We start from the raw sequence: 17,817 nt of genomic DNA, 5'->3' as shown, positions 1-17,817 counted from the left end.
GGCAACTGACCCGGGTGTGCAGCGTAAAGCACCAGAAGCAGTTATCCGGCGGGCAGCGACCGCGGTCGGCGACACAATATGAATGGACTCGTACCGCGCCAGTAGCGCCGAAAGGTCAATGCAGGACCGCATTACTGAAAAGCCCGGAACGATGCCGGGCTTTTTGGAATGCCTACCTTCCATCAGGCACCTCAAGAAAACACTGTTTTAAAGAACCACTCATCAATCACTCCCGGAGGCGTGACATGACAAACGAGCAACTAGCGTTGCTGGACATGCCGATATGGCTCGTCATCGTCCTTGCCCTGGTGGGCGGGGTGTCCGGCGAAATGTGGCGCGCCGACAAGGACGGCGCTCGCGGCTGGTCACTGCTGCGACGCCTGGCCTTGCGGTCCGGGGCCTGCATGGTCTGTGGGGTCTCGGCCATCATGCTGCTGTACGCCGCCGGTGTGTCGATCTGGGCGGCCTGCGCCTTTGGCTGCCTGACAGCAATGGCTGGGGCCGACGTGTCCATCGGGCTTTATGAGCGTTGGGCTGCGAAGCGCATGGACGTGTGCGATGTGCCCCCGCGTGACACCCATCAGGATCGTTGAAACTCAAGACCAATGGATTGGCGAGCAGTGGTGCCGACCGGCATCCGGCCTGCAAGGACGCAGGTCTCCCACGGCCAGTGCCGTTCATTCAAACCCACCATAAACGGTTTATTGACCGAGGACCTTTTATGCCGCTAACCGATGGGCAACTGCTAAAAATCATGCCCAACGCCCGCGTCCAAGCGGGCGTTTTCATTTCTGCGCTCAATGCCGCCATGGCTCGTTTCAACATCAATACCCCGAAACGTATCGCCGTCTTTCTCGCTCAAGTCGGCCATGAGTCCGGGCAGTTGCAATACGTACGTGAACTCGGCAGTGAACAATATCTGAGCCAATACGACACCGGTGCCTTGGCTACTCGCTTGGGTAACACTCCTGCACAGGATGGTGATGGTCAAAAGTACTGCGGCCGAGGCTTGATCCAGATCACTGGCCGCGATAACTATCGCCAATGCAGTCTTGGATTGTTCGGTGATGATCGCTTGCTGTTTATTCCGCAACTGTTGGAAAAACCTCAATGGGCCGCTGAATCCGCGGCCTGGTACTGGGCGCAGAACGGCCTTAACGAACTCGCCGATCACGACCAGTTCAACAGCATTACTCGTCGCATCAATGGTGGGCTGAACGGCCTGGAGGATCGTCTGCAACTCTGGGCGCGGGCGAGGGCGGTGCTATGCCAGTCTTCGGTCTGATCTCTTGGCGGGTTATTGGCGGGACTTGACCCGGCGCATGCTCAACGATGGTCGCCATCACCGACACCGGGGACCGTGGACTGATTGCCTTGCAAGCTTGTCAGGCCTATATCAGAGCCCTTGCGCCCTCACATTTTGATTGATCCTGCGCCTTGCAAGCGCGATACGCTCGTGTACGGTAGTTCTCATTCCGCTTCCGTTCGCTCAGGAGATGACCGTGAAAGAAATCACCCAACTGGCCGCTGAGCTGGGCAGGCGCTTGCAGGTGCTCAATGCCCATGTCACGGCCGCCGAATCTTGCACGGGCGGGGGGATCAGCGAGGCGATCACCCGTATTCCGGGAAGTTCGGCGTGGTTCGAGGCTGGCTATGTCACTTACTCCAATCGACAGAAAACCCAGCAATTGAACGTGCCGGTCGAGTTGTTTTCGACGGTGGGGGCGGTCAGTCGCGAGGTGGTCGAGGCAATGGTTCGCGGTGCCCAGGAAAAGAGCCGGGCGCATTTTGCCGTGGCAGTCAGCGGTGTGGCGGGGCCGGATGGCGGCTCTGCGAGCAAGCCGGTGGGCACGGTCTGGCTGGCCTGGGGCGTCGGTGAGCAGGTGTTCAGCGAGGTGCAGCACTTCCCTGGTAACCGCGACGAAGTCCGCCGACAAACGGTGAAGGCCGCGCTAGAGGGGCTGCTGCGCCATGCCGCCACAGAAATCTCAAATCAGGGGTAGGCGATCCTGAATCGCTGTGGAATAATACTGGCTACTTATACAGGTGTTGGCCGTCAGGCCTTATTGATTACGTGAGGACTTTAATGGACGACAACAAGAAGAAAGCCTTGGCTGCGGCCCTGGGTCAGATCGAACGTCAATTCGGCAAGGGTGCCGTAATGCGTATGGGCGATCAGGACCGTCAGGCGATCCCGGCTATCTCCACTGGCTCTCTGGGTCTGGACATCGCGCTCGGCATTGGCGGCTTGCCAAAAGGCCGTATCGTTGAAATCTACGGTCCTGAATCCTCCGGTAAAACCACACTGACACTGTCCGTGATCGCCCAGGCTCAAAAAGCCGGCGCGACCTGCGCATTCGTCGATGCCGAACACGCCCTTGATCCTGAGTACGCCGGCAAACTGGGCGTCAACGTTGACGACCTGCTGGTTTCGCAGCCGGACACCGGCGAGCAGGCCCTGGAAATCACCGACATGCTGGTGCGTTCCAACGCCGTTGACGTGATCATCGTCGACTCCGTGGCCGCTCTGGTGCCAAAGGCAGAAATCGAAGGCGAAATGGGCGACATGCACGTCGGCTTGCAAGCCCGACTGATGTCCCAGGCGCTGCGTAAAATCACCGGTAACATCAAGAACGCCAACTGCCTGGTGATCTTCATCAACCAGATCCGTATGAAAATCGGCGTGATGTTCGGCAGCCCGGAAACCACCACCGGTGGTAACGCGCTGAAGTTCTACGCGTCGGTTCGTCTGGACATCCGTCGTACTGGCGCGGTGAAAGAAGGTGATGAAGTCGTCGGTAGCGAAACCCGCGTCAAGGTCGTGAAGAACAAAGTGGCTTCGCCGTTCCGTCAGGCCGAGTTCCAGATTCTTTACGGCAAAGGCATCTACCTCAATGGCGAGATGATCGACCTGGGTGTTCTGCACGGTTTCGTTGAGAAGTCCGGCGCCTGGTATGCCTATGAAGGCACCAAGATCGGTCAGGGCAAGGCCAACTCGGCCAAGTTCCTGGCAGACAATCCGGAAATCGCCGCCAAGCTCGAGAAGCAACTGCGTGACAAGTTGCTGACCCCGGCGCCGGACGTCAAAGCATCGCCAGTCAAAGAGACGGCTGATGACCTGGCTGACGCTGATATCTGATTGATCCGATGACCGCCGTACTCGATACACTCGTCGCGGTGCGGCGAACCGCAATGGACCTGCTCGCTCGACGCGAGCACGGTCGAGTCGAGCTGACGCGTAAACTGCGTCAGCGAGGCGCCCTCCCTGAAATGATCGACACAGCACTCGACCGCTTGACGGAAGAGGGCCTGCTGTCCGAATCCCGTTACCTCGAAAGCTTTGTTTCTTACCGCGCCCGCTCCGGTTATGGCCCTTTGCGTATTCGCGAGGAGCTTGGCCAGCGCGGTCTGCAACGGGCCGATATCGAACTCGCGTTGCGCGAGAGCGGTATCAACTGGCAGGAGCAGTTGGAGGATACCTGGCGGCGTAAATTTTCCGGGCATCTGCCGATAGATGCTCGGGAGCGTGCCAAGCAAGGGCGCTTCCTGAGTTATCGGGGATACTCCATGGAGATGATCAGCCGCTTGTTCAGTGGCCGGGGAATGGATGATTGATAAAAAATGGCCCGCTATTTCGATAGCGGGCCATTTTTTTTGCCTCACATAACCTTGGAGGGCTCGCGCGTGCGCTGCTGCGTTTGGGGGGTAGATTGCGCCCAGTTTTGCGGCAGGTTGATGTAGTCCACCAGTTCACGCAGGCGACCATGATCACGCGCGTTAAAGTTGAAGGCTAGTCGCGCCAAGTGGCTGAACTGCGCTTCATCGTGCTCTTCGCCGCTGTAGGCGTGCTGATGGAAGCGATCGCTCAGGCACAGGTCGGCAAATGCTTCCTGCATGTGGTCAAGCGCTTGCTCACTGAGGGTGTGGTTCATGCGAATCACAAACTGATGCTTGAGCCAGCGGCTGGAGTGGAAGTTGCTGTAGAACTGGTTGATCTGTTCCACCGCTTCTTCAGCGCTGTAGACAAGGCTCACAAGCTTCATGTCGGTCGGCAGGATGTAGCGGTTTTCCTCCAGTTGATGGTGAATGAAGTCCAGCGCGCCTTGCCAGAACTTGCCGCCCGGTGCGTCCAGTAATACCACCGGCACCAATGGGCTTTTGCCGGTCTGAATCAGTGTCAGTACTTCCAGCGCCTCATCCAGGGTGCCGAAACCGCCTGGGCACAGGACCAGCGCGTCCGCTTCCTTGACGAAGAACAGCTTGCGGGTGAAAAAGAAGTGGAAGGGCAGCAGGTTGGCGGTGCCTTGCACCGTGGGGTTGGCATGTTGTTCGAACGGCAGGGTGATGTTAAAGCCCAGGCTGTGCTCCCTGCCGGCCCCTTCGTGCGCCGCCGCCATGATGCCGCCGCCAGCGCCAGTGATGACCATCAGGTCCGAGCGCGCCAGCGCGGCGCCCAGTTCTCGGGCCAGACCATACAGTGGGTGTTCGATCGGTGTTCGGGCCGAGCCAAACACGGTGACTTTACGTCGGCTGCGGAACTGCTCGAGTACACGGAAGGCGTGCTCCAGTTCGCGCAGGGTTTGAAGGGTTATCTTGGCATTCCAGCGGTTGTGATCTTCCTGGGCCATGCGCAGCACTGTCAGGATCATGTCGCGGTAGATGGGGATGTTGGGGCTGTTGGGTGACACCAGGTTGAGTTGTTCTTCGACCTTGTTGGTGAGGTCGTGGCCGCTTTCTTCAAAATGACGGCTTAGCAGGTCATTCGGTTGGTAAGGCATCAATTTCTCCTTCCATACAGGCTGTGTTTTCCCTTGAAGCAGGAAACATTCGCACACTTGGCACAACAAGACGCGTCGCGGGCGGCCCCTTTCCAGCCCGGAAAAGTGAATGGGATCACTATGAATCTAGACCCTCGCAGAGATTTATGCTGGCTTGATCATTGCGCCGCAAAGTGTTTCCTGGCAACCGCTTATTGACGATTTGCAAGGTGATTTCACCGCTCGTCTGAACGCACGCCGAGTGTCGGGCGCTCTGATTTACTAAGCTACAGATGCGACACGACAACTTTGCGTCAAAGGCAGGGCGCGCGGTTCTAGAAGTTGAAGGAATTTTCGCTCAAGCAGGGCGAGGAGCAGGGAGGCGGGATGTTATGGCCAGAGTGATTCTGGAGATCGATACGCGACTGTATCGATTGCTCAAGTCATCAGCCGAGACCCATCACGTGAGTCTCGAGGAGGAGTGTTGCCGACGTCTGGAGGGAACTGAGCGACGGTCACATTACTTGCAGGCGTTGCTGGCAGAATTGCGCGCCGAGGATGAACAACGGCGCGCCAAATCCGGGTGATTACTTTTTCTTCTTGGCCGCCGGTTGCAGGCAATCCGACTCCTTGAAGCGCTCGCTGGCCACCGGACGGTTGGTTTTGACCTCGGTGAACTCGTAGCGCATGGTCGCGCCCTTGGCCATCAGCTTGCGAAAGCCCGGGTTGTTGCACACGGTAGAACCCAGCTGGAAGTAAACAGCCTTGGGGTCGGCGCGCATCTTGTCAGCGTGGCTGCTCTGGACGCTGAGGTGGTTGATCAGCTCGGTGCCTTCAACGGTATAACCCTGATCGAGAATATCTTCGTTGATCGCCCGTGGCGTGCCGACGCTGCTTTGGGCGGCTACGTTTTGCAGCATTTTGTTCAGTTCCGTGTCTTTCAAGGACGCAGCCTGAGCGCTGAAGGACGACGCCAGCAGAATGGCAGCGGTGGGAACGATAAGGCGCAGCATGAAACTCTCCTGGTTCAGTGACTGGTGCTTCGACCCGTCACATGACTGTGCGTTCAGTGGCGGCGAATTATAGGGGACGCGCTCCGGACGGTACAGGCTTGCGCTGGCTGCTCTGATAAACTGGTGGCACTTTTTGCCCAGCCGAGTGCTTTTCGTGTCGATTTCCTCCTTCTGCCGGCGCTGCCTGCGATGAACCCTGCCATTCCGCCCTTTGCTGCCAACGCCGTGGCCCGCTTGCGCGATTCCCGAGAAGAAGAGGGGATCAAGCCGATTCAGGCCCGAGGCTGGAGGGCGCCGCGTTGCCGTTCCTGCCGGGTGATCGAGAGTCATTGTCTGTGCGCCTGGCGCCCGCAGGTCGAGGCGCGCTCCGGTGTGTGCCTGATCATGACCAACAAGGAAGTGTTCAAACCGAGCAACACCGGTTGGCTGATTGCCGATGTGGTACGCGACAACCATGCGTTTATCTGGTCTCGCACCGAGGTTGATGAACAATTGCTGGCGTTGCTGGCCGACCCGCAGTGGCAGCCCTATCTGGTGTTTCCGGGGGAATACGTTGAGCCCGAGCGTGTCACCAACACGGTGGACATGGACAGTTCGAAGCGTCCGCTGTTTATTCTGCTGGACGCCACTTGGACAGAAGCCCGGAAGATTTTCCGCAAAAGCCCTTACTTTGATCGCTTGCCGATCCTCAGCCTGTTGCCCGAGAAGCTGTCTCGATACCGATTGCGCAGGTCGACCCGCAGCGAGCATTTGTGCACCGCCGAAGTGGCTGCACTGTGCCTCGATCTGGCCGGGGATACCGCAGCGGCCTCGGCGCTGGACGCCTATTTCGACGTGTTCAGCCAGCATTACCTGGACGCGAAACGGCAACTGGACATGAACGTCGCCACGCCCGCTCATGCCGAGCTGATGCCCTTCGTGCAAAGCTCGGCCCCAGCCATCTGCTGATTGTCGCCCATACTGCAAAGAACTGTACCGCCCATGCACCTTGACCACCCAGTCTTCGCTGGGCATGCTTGGCGCCGATTGGGGCGCGGCCAGGTTTGATACGCCGTTTTCAGCTGTTATTGGCGTTGAACGTGCCCCATTGGTGCAGCTCCGTGGCTGTGCCTTGAGTCGTTTGAAAAACAGGATCATTTGAAAAATGGCCACATACGAAATCCTGATTGCCGATGATCACCCGCTGTTTCGAAGCGCGCTGCATCAGGCCGTGACTCTGGGCCTGGGCCCGGATGTTCGTCTGGTGGAAGTGGCGAGCATTGCCGAGCTGGAAGCCCGCCTGGATGAAAAGTCCGATTGGGATCTGGTGCTGCTGGACTTGAACATGCCCGGTGCCTACGGTTTTTCCGGGCTCGTGCTGTTGCGCGGTCAGTACCCGCAAATTCCGGTGGTGATGGTGTCCGCGCAGGAAGAAGCGTCGATCATGGTCAAGTCCCGTGAGTTCGGCGCCAGTGGGTTCATTCCAAAATCCAGCGACCTGAGCGTGATCCAGAAAGCCGTGCGTGCCGTACTGGACGGCGACGTATTCTGGCCGCCGCAGGCGTTTGAAGCGGTCAACGTTTCCGAGGAAGCCAAGGCCGCCAGCGAAGGCCTTGCCAGCCTGACACCCCAACAGTTCCGGGTGTTGACCATGGTCTGTGAAGGTTTGCTGAACAAACAGATTGCTTACGAGCTGAGTGTCTCGGAAGCAACGATCAAAGCCCATGTCACGGCGATCTTCCGCAAGCTGAATGTGCGGACCCGGACCCAGGCTGCACTACTCTTGCAACAACTTGAGTCAATTCCAAGCCACTAAACAGCTCCATGTTCACGCTATTTTGACTTTGCTTGATCTAGCGTTCCCATTCCTATCTGGTCAGTTGCCCACTCTATGTCACCTTTCAAAGGCCAAACCGGCCTCAAGCGTATCCTCAATGCCTCCGGCTATTCGCTGGATGGCCTGCGCGCAGCCTTCACCGGCGAAGCGGCCTTTCGCCAACTGGTGTTGCTCAACGTCATCCTGATTCCGCTGTCGTTCTTTTTGAACGTCAGCCGTGTCGAGCAGGCGCTGCTGATTGCCGTCTGCCTGTTGGCGCTGATCGTCGAGTTGCTGAACTCAGCGGTGGAAGCGGCCATCGATCGCATTTCCCTGGAATTGCACCCGCTGTCCAAGAACGCCAAGGACATGGGCAGCGCAGCTCAATTCGTGGCGCTGAGCATGATCGCGCTGGTCTGGGCGGTGATTCTGCTTTAAGCGATATTCGGCAGAACGATCTCGTCGCTGCGCTGAACCCCTGCGGTGAAAGCGCGGCACAGGTCGAGGAACTCGCGCATCGCCGATGTCTGATATTTCTGTTTGTGCCAGATGAAGTAGAACTGTCGCGCCAGGTCCAGGTCCGGTGTTTCCACGGGAACCAGGCTGCCACGACGGAACGCATCGCGCAGTGCCAGCCGTGAGATACACCCAATCCCCAATCCCGATTCCACTGCGCGCTTGATCGCTTCGGTGTGTTCCAGTTCGAGCCGGATATTCAGCGAGCTGCGATGGTGACGCATGGCCTGGTCGAAGGTCAGTCGTGTGCCAGAGCCTTGCTCACGCAATATCCATGCCTCGTGACTCAGCTCCTCTATGGTCGCGATACCGCGTTTGGCCAATGGATGCTGCGGTGCGCAGAACACCACCAGCTCATCCTCGACCCAGCTTTGCACTTCGATGTCCGGATGGCTGCAGTCGCCTTCAATTAGACCCAGATCAATTTCATAGTGGGCGACTTGTTGCACGATATTGGCAGTGTTCTGCACGTGCAGCTTCACCTGGCTTTCCGGATGACGCTGCATGAAGCTGCCGATCAGCAAGGTGGCCAGATAGTTGCCGATGGTCAGGGTCGCGCCGACCGCCAATGAGCCGAAACCGGACTTGCCGTTGAGCAGGTCTTCGATTTCCTTGGACTGATCGAGCAGGGCCACGGCTTGGGGCAGCAGCTGTTTGCCGAGGGCATTGAGGCTCAGCCGTTTGCCGGCGCGGTCGAACAGCTGGCAGCTGGACTGGCGCTCCAGTTCGGTGATCGAGGTGCTCGCCGCCGATTGCGAGAGGTTGAGCAAGCCCGCAGCACGGGATACGCTTTCCTGCTGGGCGACGGCGACGAATACTTGAAGTTGACGGAGAGTAAATCGCATATCGATATAACCGATAACCCTTATCTTAATAATCCATTTAACAGATATTGTCTCTGCCTTTAGAATGCGATGCAATTGCGCACATCATCGGCGCAGGCAAAATCTCCAGGAGTCCCACGTACATGAGCAACATGAACCACGAGCGTGTCCTCAGTGTTCATCACTGGAACGACACTCTGTTCAGCTTCAAGTGCACCCGTGATCCGGGTCTGCGCTTCGAGAACGGTCAGTTCGTGATGATCGGCCTGCAACAGCCCAACGGCCGCCCGCTTATGCGCGCTTACTCGATTGCCAGCCCGAACTGGGAAGAGCATCTCGAGTTCTTCAGCATCAAAGTGCCTGATGGCCCGCTGACTTCCCAGTTGCAGCATCTGAAGGAAGGCGACGAGATCATCATCAGCAAGAAGCCTACCGGCACCCTGGTGCTGGATGACTTGAAGCCTGGCAAACATTTGTACCTGCTCAGCACCGGTACCGGTCTGGCGCCGTTCATGAGCGTCATCCAGGACCCGGAAACCTACGAGCGTTTCGAAAAAGTGATCCTGTGCCACGGCGTACGTTACGTCAACGAAGTCGCTTACCGCGAATTCATCACCGAGCACCTGCCGCAGAACGAATTTTTCGGCGAGGCCCTGCGTGACAAGTTGATCTACTACCCGACCGTGACCCGCGAGCCGTTCGAGAACGAAGGTCGCCTGACCGACCTGATGCGCAGCGGTAAGCTGTTCAGCGACATCGGCCTGCCACCGATCAACCCGCAGGACGACCGCGCCATGCTGTGCGGCAGCCCGAGCATGCTCGACGAGACCAGCGAAGTGCTGAACAGCTTCGGCCTGAAAGTGTCGCCGCGGATGCGCGAGCCGGGTGATTACCTGATCGAGCGAGCGTTCGTCGAGAAGTAAGCAACAGCGTTGTTTTACCTGTGGGAGCGAGCTTGCTCGCGATAGGGGAGTGTCAGTCGACATCAATATTGACTGACACACCGCCATCGCGAGCAAGCTCGCTCCCACAGTTGTTTCTGGTGTTTAGATTTTCGCGGGGATGACTTCCAGGACGCGGATAACCCCGGCCTCGGGATAATGCCAACGCACGTCCAGGTCCCAGAACTGCGCGCCATATTCCCGCTCGGGTGTAGGAATCTGGTACGCCGGACGTGGGTCTTGTGCCAGGCATTGCTCGATCAACGCCACCAAGGGCTCTTCAAGGCGCTGAGCATGGCCATGAGCCTGTTGCAGCGCGGCATCCGTCCACTGCACGGGAATCAGCTGCGGCGCGGCGCTGGCGATGTTGTTGGCGGCGCTGTCGATGATGTCGGCGTAAGGCACGTAAGGTTTGATGTCGAGAATCGGCGTGCCGTCCAGCAAGTCGATCCCGGATATCCACAGGCGATTGGCTTCGACCTTGTCCAGCTTGACCACGGATTGACCGATGCCGTTGGGCCGATGCGTAGCGCGGGTGGCGAATACGCCCATGGATTTGTTGCCGCCTAGACGAGGCGGGCGGACTTTCAAGCGCGGTTTTTCTTCCAGGGCCTGGTGGAACAGGAACAGCAACCAGACGTGACTGACCTGTTCCAGGCCTTGCACCGCATCGCCCTGATCGAACGGCGCGACCAACTCCAGTACACCGCGAGCGGCCGGGGCCAGTTGCGGTTGGCGCGGGATGGCGAACTTCTCCTTGAAGCAGGAGCGCACGAAGCCGATGGGGGAAACGCTGTAGGTCATGATCTGGGGTCGAGGCGGGGTCAGGACGGGCATGATAACCCGAGCGGCCACAGGATCGGTGGTGCCAGTCAGTCCGTCATCGCGGGCAAGCCTCGCTCCCACAGGGGAATGCATTCCAACGGTGGGCGCGTGGCTTGCCCGCGATGGCCGCACCGCCAATCTCAGAGACTGAACCCACCATCCAAAGGAATAATATTCCCGGTCATATACGCCCCCGCCGTACTCGCCAGACTGATCGCCAGCGCCGCCATCTCTTCCTCTCGGCCCCAGCGCTTCATCGGAATCAGCGCCGTATCCTCCGCCAACGCCTGTTCATCATTGCCAATGTGCTGGGTCATCTTGCTCGGGAAACGCCCCGGCGCAATCACGTTGACGTTGATGTGCTGGCTCACCAGTTCCCGCGCCAGAATCCGCGACAATTGATGTAGGGCGGCTTTACTTGGCCCGTAGGCATACGCCTGCTCACCAAAGGACGAAATCCCGGCCACCGAGCCGATGTTGATGATCCGCGCCGGATTGGCTTCGGAGCCGGCTTTGCGCAGCAGCGGCAAAAACTGCTGAATGCAGTTGAACACCGACGTCACGTTGAGCTGCATGACCTTTTCCCAACCCTTGACCGGGTAGCTCTCCAGCGGAGCGCCCCACGTTGTGCCGGCGTTGTTCACCAGAATATCCAGATGAGTGATCTGCTCGCCCAGGCGCGTCGCCAGTTGAAGCACACCTTCTTCGGTGGCCAGGTTGGCCGCTACGCCATGGCAGCGCCCGAATGCGTTCAACTCGTCAGCCGTTTGCCGGCAAGCTTCAGCATCCCGGGCGCAGACGTACACGGTTGCGCCGGCTTCGACATAAGCCTTGGCGATCATTTTGCCGATACCACGGGTGCCACCGGTCACCAGTGCAGTGCGGCCTTGCAGGGAAAAGTACGGGTGCATGGCGAATCCTGAGCGTTGAGGGTCAGTACACCCTAGTCGTCAGCCGCCGTCAGCGGAGCCACTATTTTTGCGAGGAATGAGGGGCCATTCGGCCCAGTCTGAGTCCGCTTCTGTAGGAACACAGCTTGCTGGCGATGGCGTTTTGAAGATCGCTATCGCACAGCAAGCTGTGCTCCTACAGGGGACGAGGCGCTTACTGCGGCCGAACGCGCAGGGTCAGGCCTTTGAGGAAGTTGCGCAGCAATTGGTCGCCACAGGTGCGGTAGTTGGTGTGGCCGAACTTGCGGAACAGCGCGCTTAGCTCAGGCTTGGACACCGGAAACTCGGCAGCCTTGAGGATCGCGTGCATGTCGTCTTCTTTCAGTTCGAAGGCTACGCGCAGCTTTTTCAGGATGATGTTGTTGGTCACCGGGACTTCGATCGGCTGCGGTGGACGGCTTTCGTCCTTGCCGCGCTTGAAGATCACCAGGCCATCGAGGAAGTGCGCCATGACTTCATCCGGGCAGCGGACGAAGCCTTCTTCGTCTTCTTCTTTCTTGTCGAGGTAAGTCAGCAGGTCTTCCATGGACACGTCCATGCCGCCGAGCTTGATGATCTCGATGACCTTCTTGTCGCTGATGTCCAGCATGTAGCGAACGCTGCGCAATACGTCGTTATGAATCATGGTGTGCAATCCTGATATTCAGCAGTGGGCGCCGCAGCAAACAGCGGCGCCGGAATGTGTGGCGGCGGGAGAAGCCTTAGAACTTCTCTTTGCCGGACAGGTAGCGCCATTGGCCCAGCGGCACTTTGCCGATGGACACACCGCCGATGCGGATGCGGCGGATGGCGACGACCTTCAGGCCGACGGCCTGGCAAAACAGGGCGATCACGCCCGGTTGCGGGTTCTTCATCGCAAAGCGCAGGCGGTTTTCGTTCTGCCAGCTGGCCTTGACCGGCGGCAGTTCCTTGCCCTTGTACGTCAGGCCGTGGTTCAGGCGGTTAAGGCCGTGAGCCACCATGTCGCCTTCAACCTCGACCACATACTCTTGCTCGATCTTGCTGGCATCGGCAGTGAGTTTGCGCAGAATCTTCCAGTCCTGGGTGAACACCAGCAAACCGCTGGCGTTGGCCTGCAGGTCGGTGCTGGCGGTCAGGCGCAGGAAATGGCCCTTGAGCGGACGTTTGCTGAAGCGGTGTTCTTCGCTCAGCGTCTCGGCGCTCAGGGTGGCCATGGCGGTGTCCGCGTCCATGCCCACGGGCACGTTCAACAGGATAGTCACCGGTTCTGGTGCAGTGGCCTTGGCCTCGGGGTCGAGTTCGACTTTTTGCGTGCCGACCTTGAATTGCGGCTCGTCGATGACTTCACCGTCCACGGTCACCCAGCCACCCTCGATGAACAGCTCAGCCTCCCGACGGGAACAGCCGACGAGTTCGATGAGGCGTTTGGAGAGACGAATCGGGTCAGTCATGACAGGGCCGTAACAAAAAAGGGGTGGGCATTGTACCTGCGTGGCGCCGGTTAATCGCGGGTCCATTTTGCAAGGTGAGACTTTTAGCCGCGTTGAGCGTGCTGATCTGCCTGCTTCATGCGCATATGCAACAGCGGATAAGGCTGGCCCATGCCGTCAAACTCGGAACGGCCGATCACTTCGAAGCCTTGTTTGAAGTAGAACCCCAAGGCTTGCGGGTTCTGTTCGTTGACGTCCAGTTCGTCGGCATTCAGGTGTTCCATGGCATAGCGTAGCAACTGTTTGCCCAGGCCCTGGCCGCGGTGGGCGGGATCGATGAAGAGCATTTCGATCTTGCCGGCCGCCACCCCGGCGAACCCGGTGATGCGCTGGCGCGGGTCCCGGGTGCAAATCAGCATCACGGCATCGAGGTAGCGGGTCAGCACCAGATCTTTCAACAACAGGATGTAACTGTCTGGCAGAAAGTCATGGGTGGCGCGCACCGAGGCCTCCCAGACCCGGGTGAGTTCTTCGTAGTCACTGTGTTTCGGGGTGTGGATGACCGAATGATGGCGCATGGCCGGATGTCCTGTGTGCAGTGGGGTGTGCGAGTCCTTTCTCCCACAAAACGATAGACGTAAAAAAGCCCCGCATCTCGTCAAGAGAGCAGGGCTTTTCGTATTTTTTGCGTTTAGATCTGTTCAGCCCACAGGTCGTATTCGTCGGCGTCGGTCACTTTGCACCAGACTTTGTCGCCCGGCTTCAAGTTGCTGCCGTTGTCGATGAACACGTTGCCGTCGATTTCCGGGGCGTCGAAGAAGCAACGCCCAACCGCGCCTTGCTCGTCGACTTCGTCCACCAACACTTCGATTTCACGGCCGATGCGCAGTTGCAGGCGCGCCGAGCTGATCGCTTGCTGGTGCGCCATGAAGCGGTCCCAGCGGTCTTGCTTGACGTCGTCCGGCACGATGGCCGCGTCCAGCAGGTTGGCCGGGGCGCCTTCGACGGGCGAGTACTGGAAGCAGCCGACGCGGTCGAGCTGGGCTTCGGTCAGCCAGTCCAGCAGGTACTGGAAATCTTCTTCGGTTTCGCCAGGGAAGCCGACGATGAAGGTCGAACGGATGATCAGGTCCGGGCAGATCTCGCGCCAGTTCTTGATGCGCGCCAGGGTCTTGTCTTCGAAGGCCGGGCGTTTCATGGCTTTCAGGACTTTCGGGCTGGCGTGCTGGAACGGGATGTCCAGGTACGGCAGGATCTTGCCGGCGGCCATCAACGGGATCAGCTCGTCGACGTGCGGGTACGGGTAAACGTAGTGCAGGCGAACCCAGACGCCGAGGGTGCTCAGGGCTTCGCAGAGTTCGGTCATGCGGGTTTTCACCGGCGCGCCGTTCCAGAAACCGGTGCGGTATTTCACATCAACGCCGTAAGCGCTGGTGTCTTGGGAAATTACCAGCAGCTCTTTGACGCCGGCCTTGACCAGGCGCTGAGCCTCGTCGAGCACGTCACCGACCGGACGGCTGACCAGTTTGCCGCGCATCGACGGGATGATGCAGAAGCTGCAGCTGTGGTTGCAGCCTTCGGAAATCTTCAGGTAGGCGTAGTGGCGCGGGGTCAGCTTGATGCCTTGCGGCGGCACCAGGTCGATCAGCGGGTTGTGATCCTGACGCGGCGGCACGGCGTCGTGCACGGCGTTGACCACTTGCTCGTACTGCTGCGGACCGGTCACGGCCAGCACGCTTGGGTGCACCTTGCGAATGTTGCCTTCTTCGACGCCCATGCAGCCGGTCACGATAACCTTGCCGTTTTCCTTGATGGCTTCGCCGATCACTTCCAGCGATTCAGCCTTGGCCGAGTCGATGAAGCCGCAGGTGTTGACCACCACGACATCGGCGTCCTCGTAAGTGGACACGACGTCATAGCCTTCCATGCGCAGCTGGGTAAGGATGCGCTCGGAGTCGACCAGTGCTTTTGGGCAACCCAGGGATACGAAGCCAACCTTTGGATTGGCCGGCGCAGGAGTGGTGGACATGTCTAACCTCGGTATTTGTGACGCCTCCAGCCGAGTCGGCAAGGCGACAAACGGGCGCTTTTCTGCGCCTCTGATCAAAAAGTGCGCAATTCTAGCGATCAGTCGTTCACTTGACCAGCTTTATGCAGGGAAATACGACGAGTGCTGCGCTATGCTTCGCGCCGTTAGGCTTTACCAAATATTTACAGTCAACATATCGTCTGTAACCTGAAGTAAAACAGCGCATGCTGCGTGGCAATGCATAGTGCTTCTTCCAAAGAAGTCCGTTCTGGGTAGTAGGAGTGGTGGATGGGTCAGGCAAGTAGTCAGGCAGCGAGCGCCGGGCATTCGGCGGCGAAGCCGATCGGCATGCTGGTCGCGGCGGTCGGGGTGGTTTACGGCGATATCGGCACAAGCCCGCTGTACACCCTCAAAGAAGTGTTTTCCGGTGGCTACGGCGTGCCGGTCAACCATGACGGCGTGCTGGGAATACTGGCGCTGATCTTCTGGTCGCTGATCTGGGTCGTCTCGATCAAGTACATGATGTTCGTGCTGCGCGCCGACAACCAGGGCGAGGGCGGGATCATGGCCCTGACGGCGCTGGCCAGACGGGCGGCGTCGGGGTATCCCAGGTTGCGAGGGTTGCTGGTGGTCTGCGGGCTGATCGGTGCGGCGCTGTTCTACGGGGACAGCATGATCACCCCGGCAATTTCCGTCCTCTCGGCGATTGAAGGTCTTGGCTTGGCGTTCGATGGCATCGACCATTGGGTGGTCCCGCTGTCGTTGGTCGTGCTGGTGGCGCTGTTCCTGATCCAGAGCCACGGCACCGCGCGAATCGGCATTCTGTTCGGGCCGATCATGGTCACCTGGTTTGTGGTGCTGGGGGCGCTGGGCGTCTACGGGATCATGCAGCACCCGGAGGTGTTGCAAGCGCTGAACCCGGTCTGGGGCGTGCGTTTCTTCACCCAGCACCCGGGCATGGGCGTGGCGATCCTCGGCGCGGTCGTGCTGGCGTTGACCGGCGCCGAAGCGCTGTACGCCGACATGGGCCACTTCGGTCGCAAGCCGATTGCCCGCGCCTGGTTCATCCTCGTGTTGCCGGCGCTGGTGCTGAACTACTTCGGCCAAGGCGCGCTGTTGCTGGGGGATCCGGAAGCCGCTCGTAACCCGTTCTATCTGTTGGCGCCAAGCTGGGCGTTGATCCCGCTGGTGGGCCTGTCGACCCTGGCCACGGTGATCGCCTCGCAAGCGGTGATTTCCGGTGCGTTCTCCCTGACCCGTCAGGCGATCCAGCTCGGCTACATTCCGCGCATGCACATCCGCCACACCTCCAGCGCCGAACAAGGCCAGATTTACATCGGTGCGGTGAACTGGGCGCTGATGGTCGGCGTGATCCTGCTGGTGCTGGGCTTCGAATCCTCCGGCGCCCTGGCCTCGGCGTACGGCGTGGCGGTGACCGGCACCATGCTGATGACCACCATCCTGGTGTCGGCGGTGATGTTGCTGCTGTGGAAATGGCCTCCGGTCCTCGCGGTGCCGGTGTTGATCGGCTTCCTGCTGGTGGACGGCCTGTACTTCGCCGCCAACGTGCCGAAAATCGTCCAGGGCGGCGCCTTCCCGGTGATCGCCGGTATCGCGTTGTTCGTGCTGATGACCACCTGGAAACGCGGCAAGCAATTGCTGGTCGAACGCATGGACGAAGGTGGGCTGCCCCTGCCGATTTTCATCAGCAGTATCCGTGTGCAACCGCCGCATCGCGTGCAGGGCACCGCCGTGTTCCTGACCGCACGCCCGGATGCGGTGCCTCATGCGCTGTTGCACAACCTGCTGCATAACCAAGTGCTGCACGAGCAAGTGGTGCTGCTGACGGTGGTCTACGAAGACATCCCACGGGTACCGCCGAGCCGACGCTTCGAAGTTGATTCCTACGGCGAAGGGTTCTTTCGGGTGATCCTGCACTTCGGTTTCGTCGACGAACCGGACGTGCCACAGGCGCTGAAACTGTGTCACCTCGATGACCTGGACTTCAGTCCGATGCGCACCACCTACTTCCTCAGCCGCGAGACGGTGATTGCCTCCAAGCTGGAAGGCATGGCCCGTTGGCGAGAGGGGTTGTTTGCGTTCATGTTGAAAAACGCCAATGGCAATTTGCGCTTCTTTAATCTGCCGTTGAACCGGGTGATTGAGCTGGGGACTCAGGTAGAAATGTAAGCCTCAACAAAAAGCCCCCGTTGCCGTGAAGGTGGCGGGGGCTTTTTTGTGTCTGGCATTTGATCCCGACCCAATGAAAATCCCTGTGGGAGCGGGCTTGCCCGCGATAGCGGTATGTCTGTCAAATCAATGCTGGATCTGCCGCCGTCATCGCGGGCAAGCCCGCTCCCACAAGGGAATTGCGGTGTTACTAGCTTACGGGACGCTCTTCTTCGGATTCGGTCTTTGTCCGGGCAGGTCGTGGGGTTAGCACCTTCAAGACATCATCAATAACAGCCTTACCCATTGCCGTCAGGTAGTGCGCGGCCCAGGCATGGCGGTCGGTGTCTTTTGCGTAGGCGGCATCCTCGGCGAATGATTTGCCGAGGAAGAGGAGGTCGGAGGCTTGGGCTAAAGCTTCGACGATGGGGACGCCGGCGCGGACGTTGAATAGCGCTTGATCCGAGCTGTAGATGAGGGGGGTGAAGCCGATGGTTTTTAAATCTGAAATCGCGGAAGCATCTGTTTTGGTCATAGTCAATTTCCTAGTTGAGGGGCTACCCCACTCGTTTCCAAGCGAATGGGTGGCAGCTGTACGCAGGTTGGA

The 17,817-nt window shown here is 59.1% G+C and carries 21 protein-coding genes and 1 pseudogene; 12 read left to right on the top strand and 10 right to left on the bottom strand.

The features are described from left to right. The first annotated feature begins 245 nt into the window (after nt 1-245). The 6 genes and pseudogenes from SB725_RS06225 to recX all read left to right on the top strand — a co-directional run bounded on the left by SB725_RS06225 (nt 246) and on the right by recX (nt 3,615). Nucleotides 246-593, top strand: coding sequence for a phage holin family protein (locus SB725_RS06225; protein ID WP_027925002.1), 348 nt, complete (start codon nt 246-248; stop codon nt 591-593). Between the two features lie 128 nt (nt 594-721). Then, nucleotides 722-1,285 carry a glycoside hydrolase family 19 protein gene (locus tag SB725_RS06220; protein WP_027925003.1) on the top strand — a complete coding sequence of 188 codons (564 nt, stop codon included), beginning with the start codon at nt 722-724 and terminating at the stop codon, nt 1,283-1,285. Between the two features lie 18 nt (nt 1,286-1,303). Beyond that, nucleotides 1,304-1,428 (top strand): annotated as a pseudogene (locus SB725_RS06215) (lysis protein); the annotation flags it as partial. A 74-nt stretch (nt 1,429-1,502) separates the two neighbouring features. Continuing rightward, on the top strand, nt 1,503-2,003 hold the full coding sequence (locus SB725_RS06210; RefSeq protein WP_027925004.1) for a CinA family protein: 501 nt from the start codon (nt 1,503-1,505) through the stop codon (nt 2,001-2,003). Nucleotides 2,004-2,086: 83 nt separating this feature from the next. Continuing rightward, a complete protein-coding gene (recA, locus tag SB725_RS06205) occupies nt 2,087-3,139 on the top strand; it encodes a recombinase RecA (RefSeq protein ID WP_007907270.1) in 1,053 nt (350 codons plus the stop codon). Nucleotides 3,140-3,147: 8 nt separating this feature from the next. After that, entirely contained in the window at nt 3,148-3,615 is a 468-nt protein-coding gene (gene recX, locus SB725_RS06200) for a recombination regulator RecX (RefSeq protein WP_027925005.1), read from the top strand. A gap of 44 nt (nt 3,616-3,659) precedes the next feature. On the opposite strand, the gene SB725_RS06195 is transcribed toward recX, so the two are convergent. Then, nucleotides 3,660-4,778, bottom strand: a complete 1,119-nt coding sequence (locus SB725_RS06195) for a TIGR00730 family Rossman fold protein (protein ID WP_059181535.1) — start codon at nt 4,776-4,778, stop codon at nt 3,660-3,662. A 371-nt stretch (nt 4,779-5,149) separates the two neighbouring features. On the opposite strand from SB725_RS06195, the gene SB725_RS06190 reads away from it, so the two are divergent. Further along, entirely contained in the window at nt 5,150-5,344 is a 195-nt protein-coding gene (locus SB725_RS06190; RefSeq protein WP_027925007.1) for a hypothetical protein, read from the top strand. On the opposite strand, the gene SB725_RS06185 is transcribed toward SB725_RS06190, so the two are convergent. Next, nucleotides 5,345-5,770, bottom strand: a complete 426-nt coding sequence (locus SB725_RS06185) for a PA3611 family quorum-sensing-regulated virulence factor (RefSeq protein ID WP_027925008.1) — start codon at nt 5,768-5,770, stop codon at nt 5,345-5,347. It abuts the gene before it with no gap. Nucleotides 5,771-5,959: 189 nt separating this feature from the next. On the opposite strand from SB725_RS06185, the gene SB725_RS06180 reads away from it, so the two are divergent. The 3 genes from SB725_RS06180 (at nt 5,960) to SB725_RS06170 (ending at nt 8,003) form a co-directional block, all read left to right on the top strand. Beyond that, entirely contained in the window at nt 5,960-6,718 is a 759-nt protein-coding gene (locus tag SB725_RS06180) for a tRNA-uridine aminocarboxypropyltransferase (protein WP_027925009.1), read from the top strand. 196 nt (nt 6,719-6,914) lie between these two features. Then, a complete protein-coding gene (erdR, locus tag SB725_RS06175; RefSeq protein WP_027925010.1) occupies nt 6,915-7,565 on the top strand; it encodes a response regulator transcription factor ErdR in 651 nt (216 codons plus the stop codon). Between the two features lie 75 nt (nt 7,566-7,640). Beyond that, entirely contained in the window at nt 7,641-8,003 is a 363-nt protein-coding gene (locus tag SB725_RS06170; protein WP_008010143.1) for a diacylglycerol kinase, read from the top strand. Here SB725_RS06170 and SB725_RS06165 read toward each other — a convergent pair. Next, nucleotides 8,000-8,926 carry a LysR family transcriptional regulator gene (locus tag SB725_RS06165; RefSeq protein ID WP_410921439.1) on the bottom strand — a complete coding sequence of 309 codons (927 nt, stop codon included), beginning with the start codon at nt 8,924-8,926 and terminating at the stop codon, nt 8,000-8,002. The genes SB725_RS06170 and SB725_RS06165 overlap by 4 nt on opposite strands. Before the next feature lie 122 nt (nt 8,927-9,048). Between SB725_RS06165 and fpr the strand changes: the two genes are divergently transcribed. Next, nucleotides 9,049-9,828, top strand: a complete 780-nt coding sequence (fpr, locus tag SB725_RS06160; protein ID WP_003443014.1) for a ferredoxin-NADP reductase — start codon at nt 9,049-9,051, stop codon at nt 9,826-9,828. A gap of 123 nt (nt 9,829-9,951) precedes the next feature. Here the strand turns inward: fpr and tsaA are convergent, their stop codons facing one another. From tsaA to rimO, 6 genes are all read right to left on the bottom strand, one after another. Continuing rightward, nucleotides 9,952-10,650 carry a tRNA (N6-threonylcarbamoyladenosine(37)-N6)-methyltransferase TrmO gene (gene tsaA / locus SB725_RS06155; protein WP_410921438.1) on the bottom strand — a complete coding sequence of 233 codons (699 nt, stop codon included), beginning with the start codon at nt 10,648-10,650 and terminating at the stop codon, nt 9,952-9,954. A gap of 161 nt (nt 10,651-10,811) precedes the next feature. Next, nucleotides 10,812-11,582: an SDR family oxidoreductase gene (locus SB725_RS06150; RefSeq protein ID WP_027925013.1), complete on the bottom strand. Its 771-nt coding sequence runs from the start codon at nt 11,580-11,582 to the stop codon at nt 10,812-10,814. Nucleotides 11,583-11,775: 193 nt separating this feature from the next. Beyond that, a complete protein-coding gene (locus tag SB725_RS06145) occupies nt 11,776-12,246 on the bottom strand; it encodes a DUF1456 family protein (RefSeq protein ID WP_008010137.1) in 471 nt (156 codons plus the stop codon). A 76-nt stretch (nt 12,247-12,322) separates the two neighbouring features. Next, the gene (locus SB725_RS06140) at nt 12,323-13,033 is read right to left on the bottom strand and encodes an rRNA pseudouridine synthase (RefSeq protein ID WP_027925014.1); all 711 of its coding nucleotides are present in this window, start codon (nt 13,031-13,033) and stop codon (nt 12,323-12,325) included. 83 nt (nt 13,034-13,116) lie between these two features. Further along, a complete protein-coding gene (locus SB725_RS06135) occupies nt 13,117-13,590 on the bottom strand; it encodes a GNAT family N-acetyltransferase (protein ID WP_059181534.1) in 474 nt (157 codons plus the stop codon). A 113-nt stretch (nt 13,591-13,703) separates the two neighbouring features. Continuing rightward, on the bottom strand, nt 13,704-15,041 hold the full coding sequence (rimO, locus tag SB725_RS06130; RefSeq protein WP_059181533.1) for a 30S ribosomal protein S12 methylthiotransferase RimO: 1,338 nt from the start codon (nt 15,039-15,041) through the stop codon (nt 13,704-13,706). A 288-nt stretch (nt 15,042-15,329) separates the two neighbouring features. On the opposite strand from rimO, the gene SB725_RS06125 reads away from it, so the two are divergent. Further along, a complete protein-coding gene (locus tag SB725_RS06125) occupies nt 15,330-17,231 on the top strand; it encodes a potassium transporter Kup (protein WP_027925018.1) in 1,902 nt (633 codons plus the stop codon). A gap of 190 nt (nt 17,232-17,421) precedes the next feature. Here the strand turns inward: SB725_RS06125 and SB725_RS06120 are convergent, their stop codons facing one another. Further along, nucleotides 17,422-17,745, bottom strand: a complete 324-nt coding sequence (locus SB725_RS06120; RefSeq protein ID WP_410921437.1) for a DUF3077 domain-containing protein — start codon at nt 17,743-17,745, stop codon at nt 17,422-17,424. Between the last annotated feature and the right edge of the window lie 72 nt (nt 17,746-17,817).

The sequence above is a fragment of the Pseudomonas sp. SIMBA_041 genome, assembly GCF_046535095.1.
Classification (GTDB): Bacteria; Pseudomonadota; Gammaproteobacteria; order Pseudomonadales; family Pseudomonadaceae; genus Aquipseudomonas; species Aquipseudomonas mucoides.
This window is presented reverse-complemented; position numbering and strand designations above follow the sequence as displayed.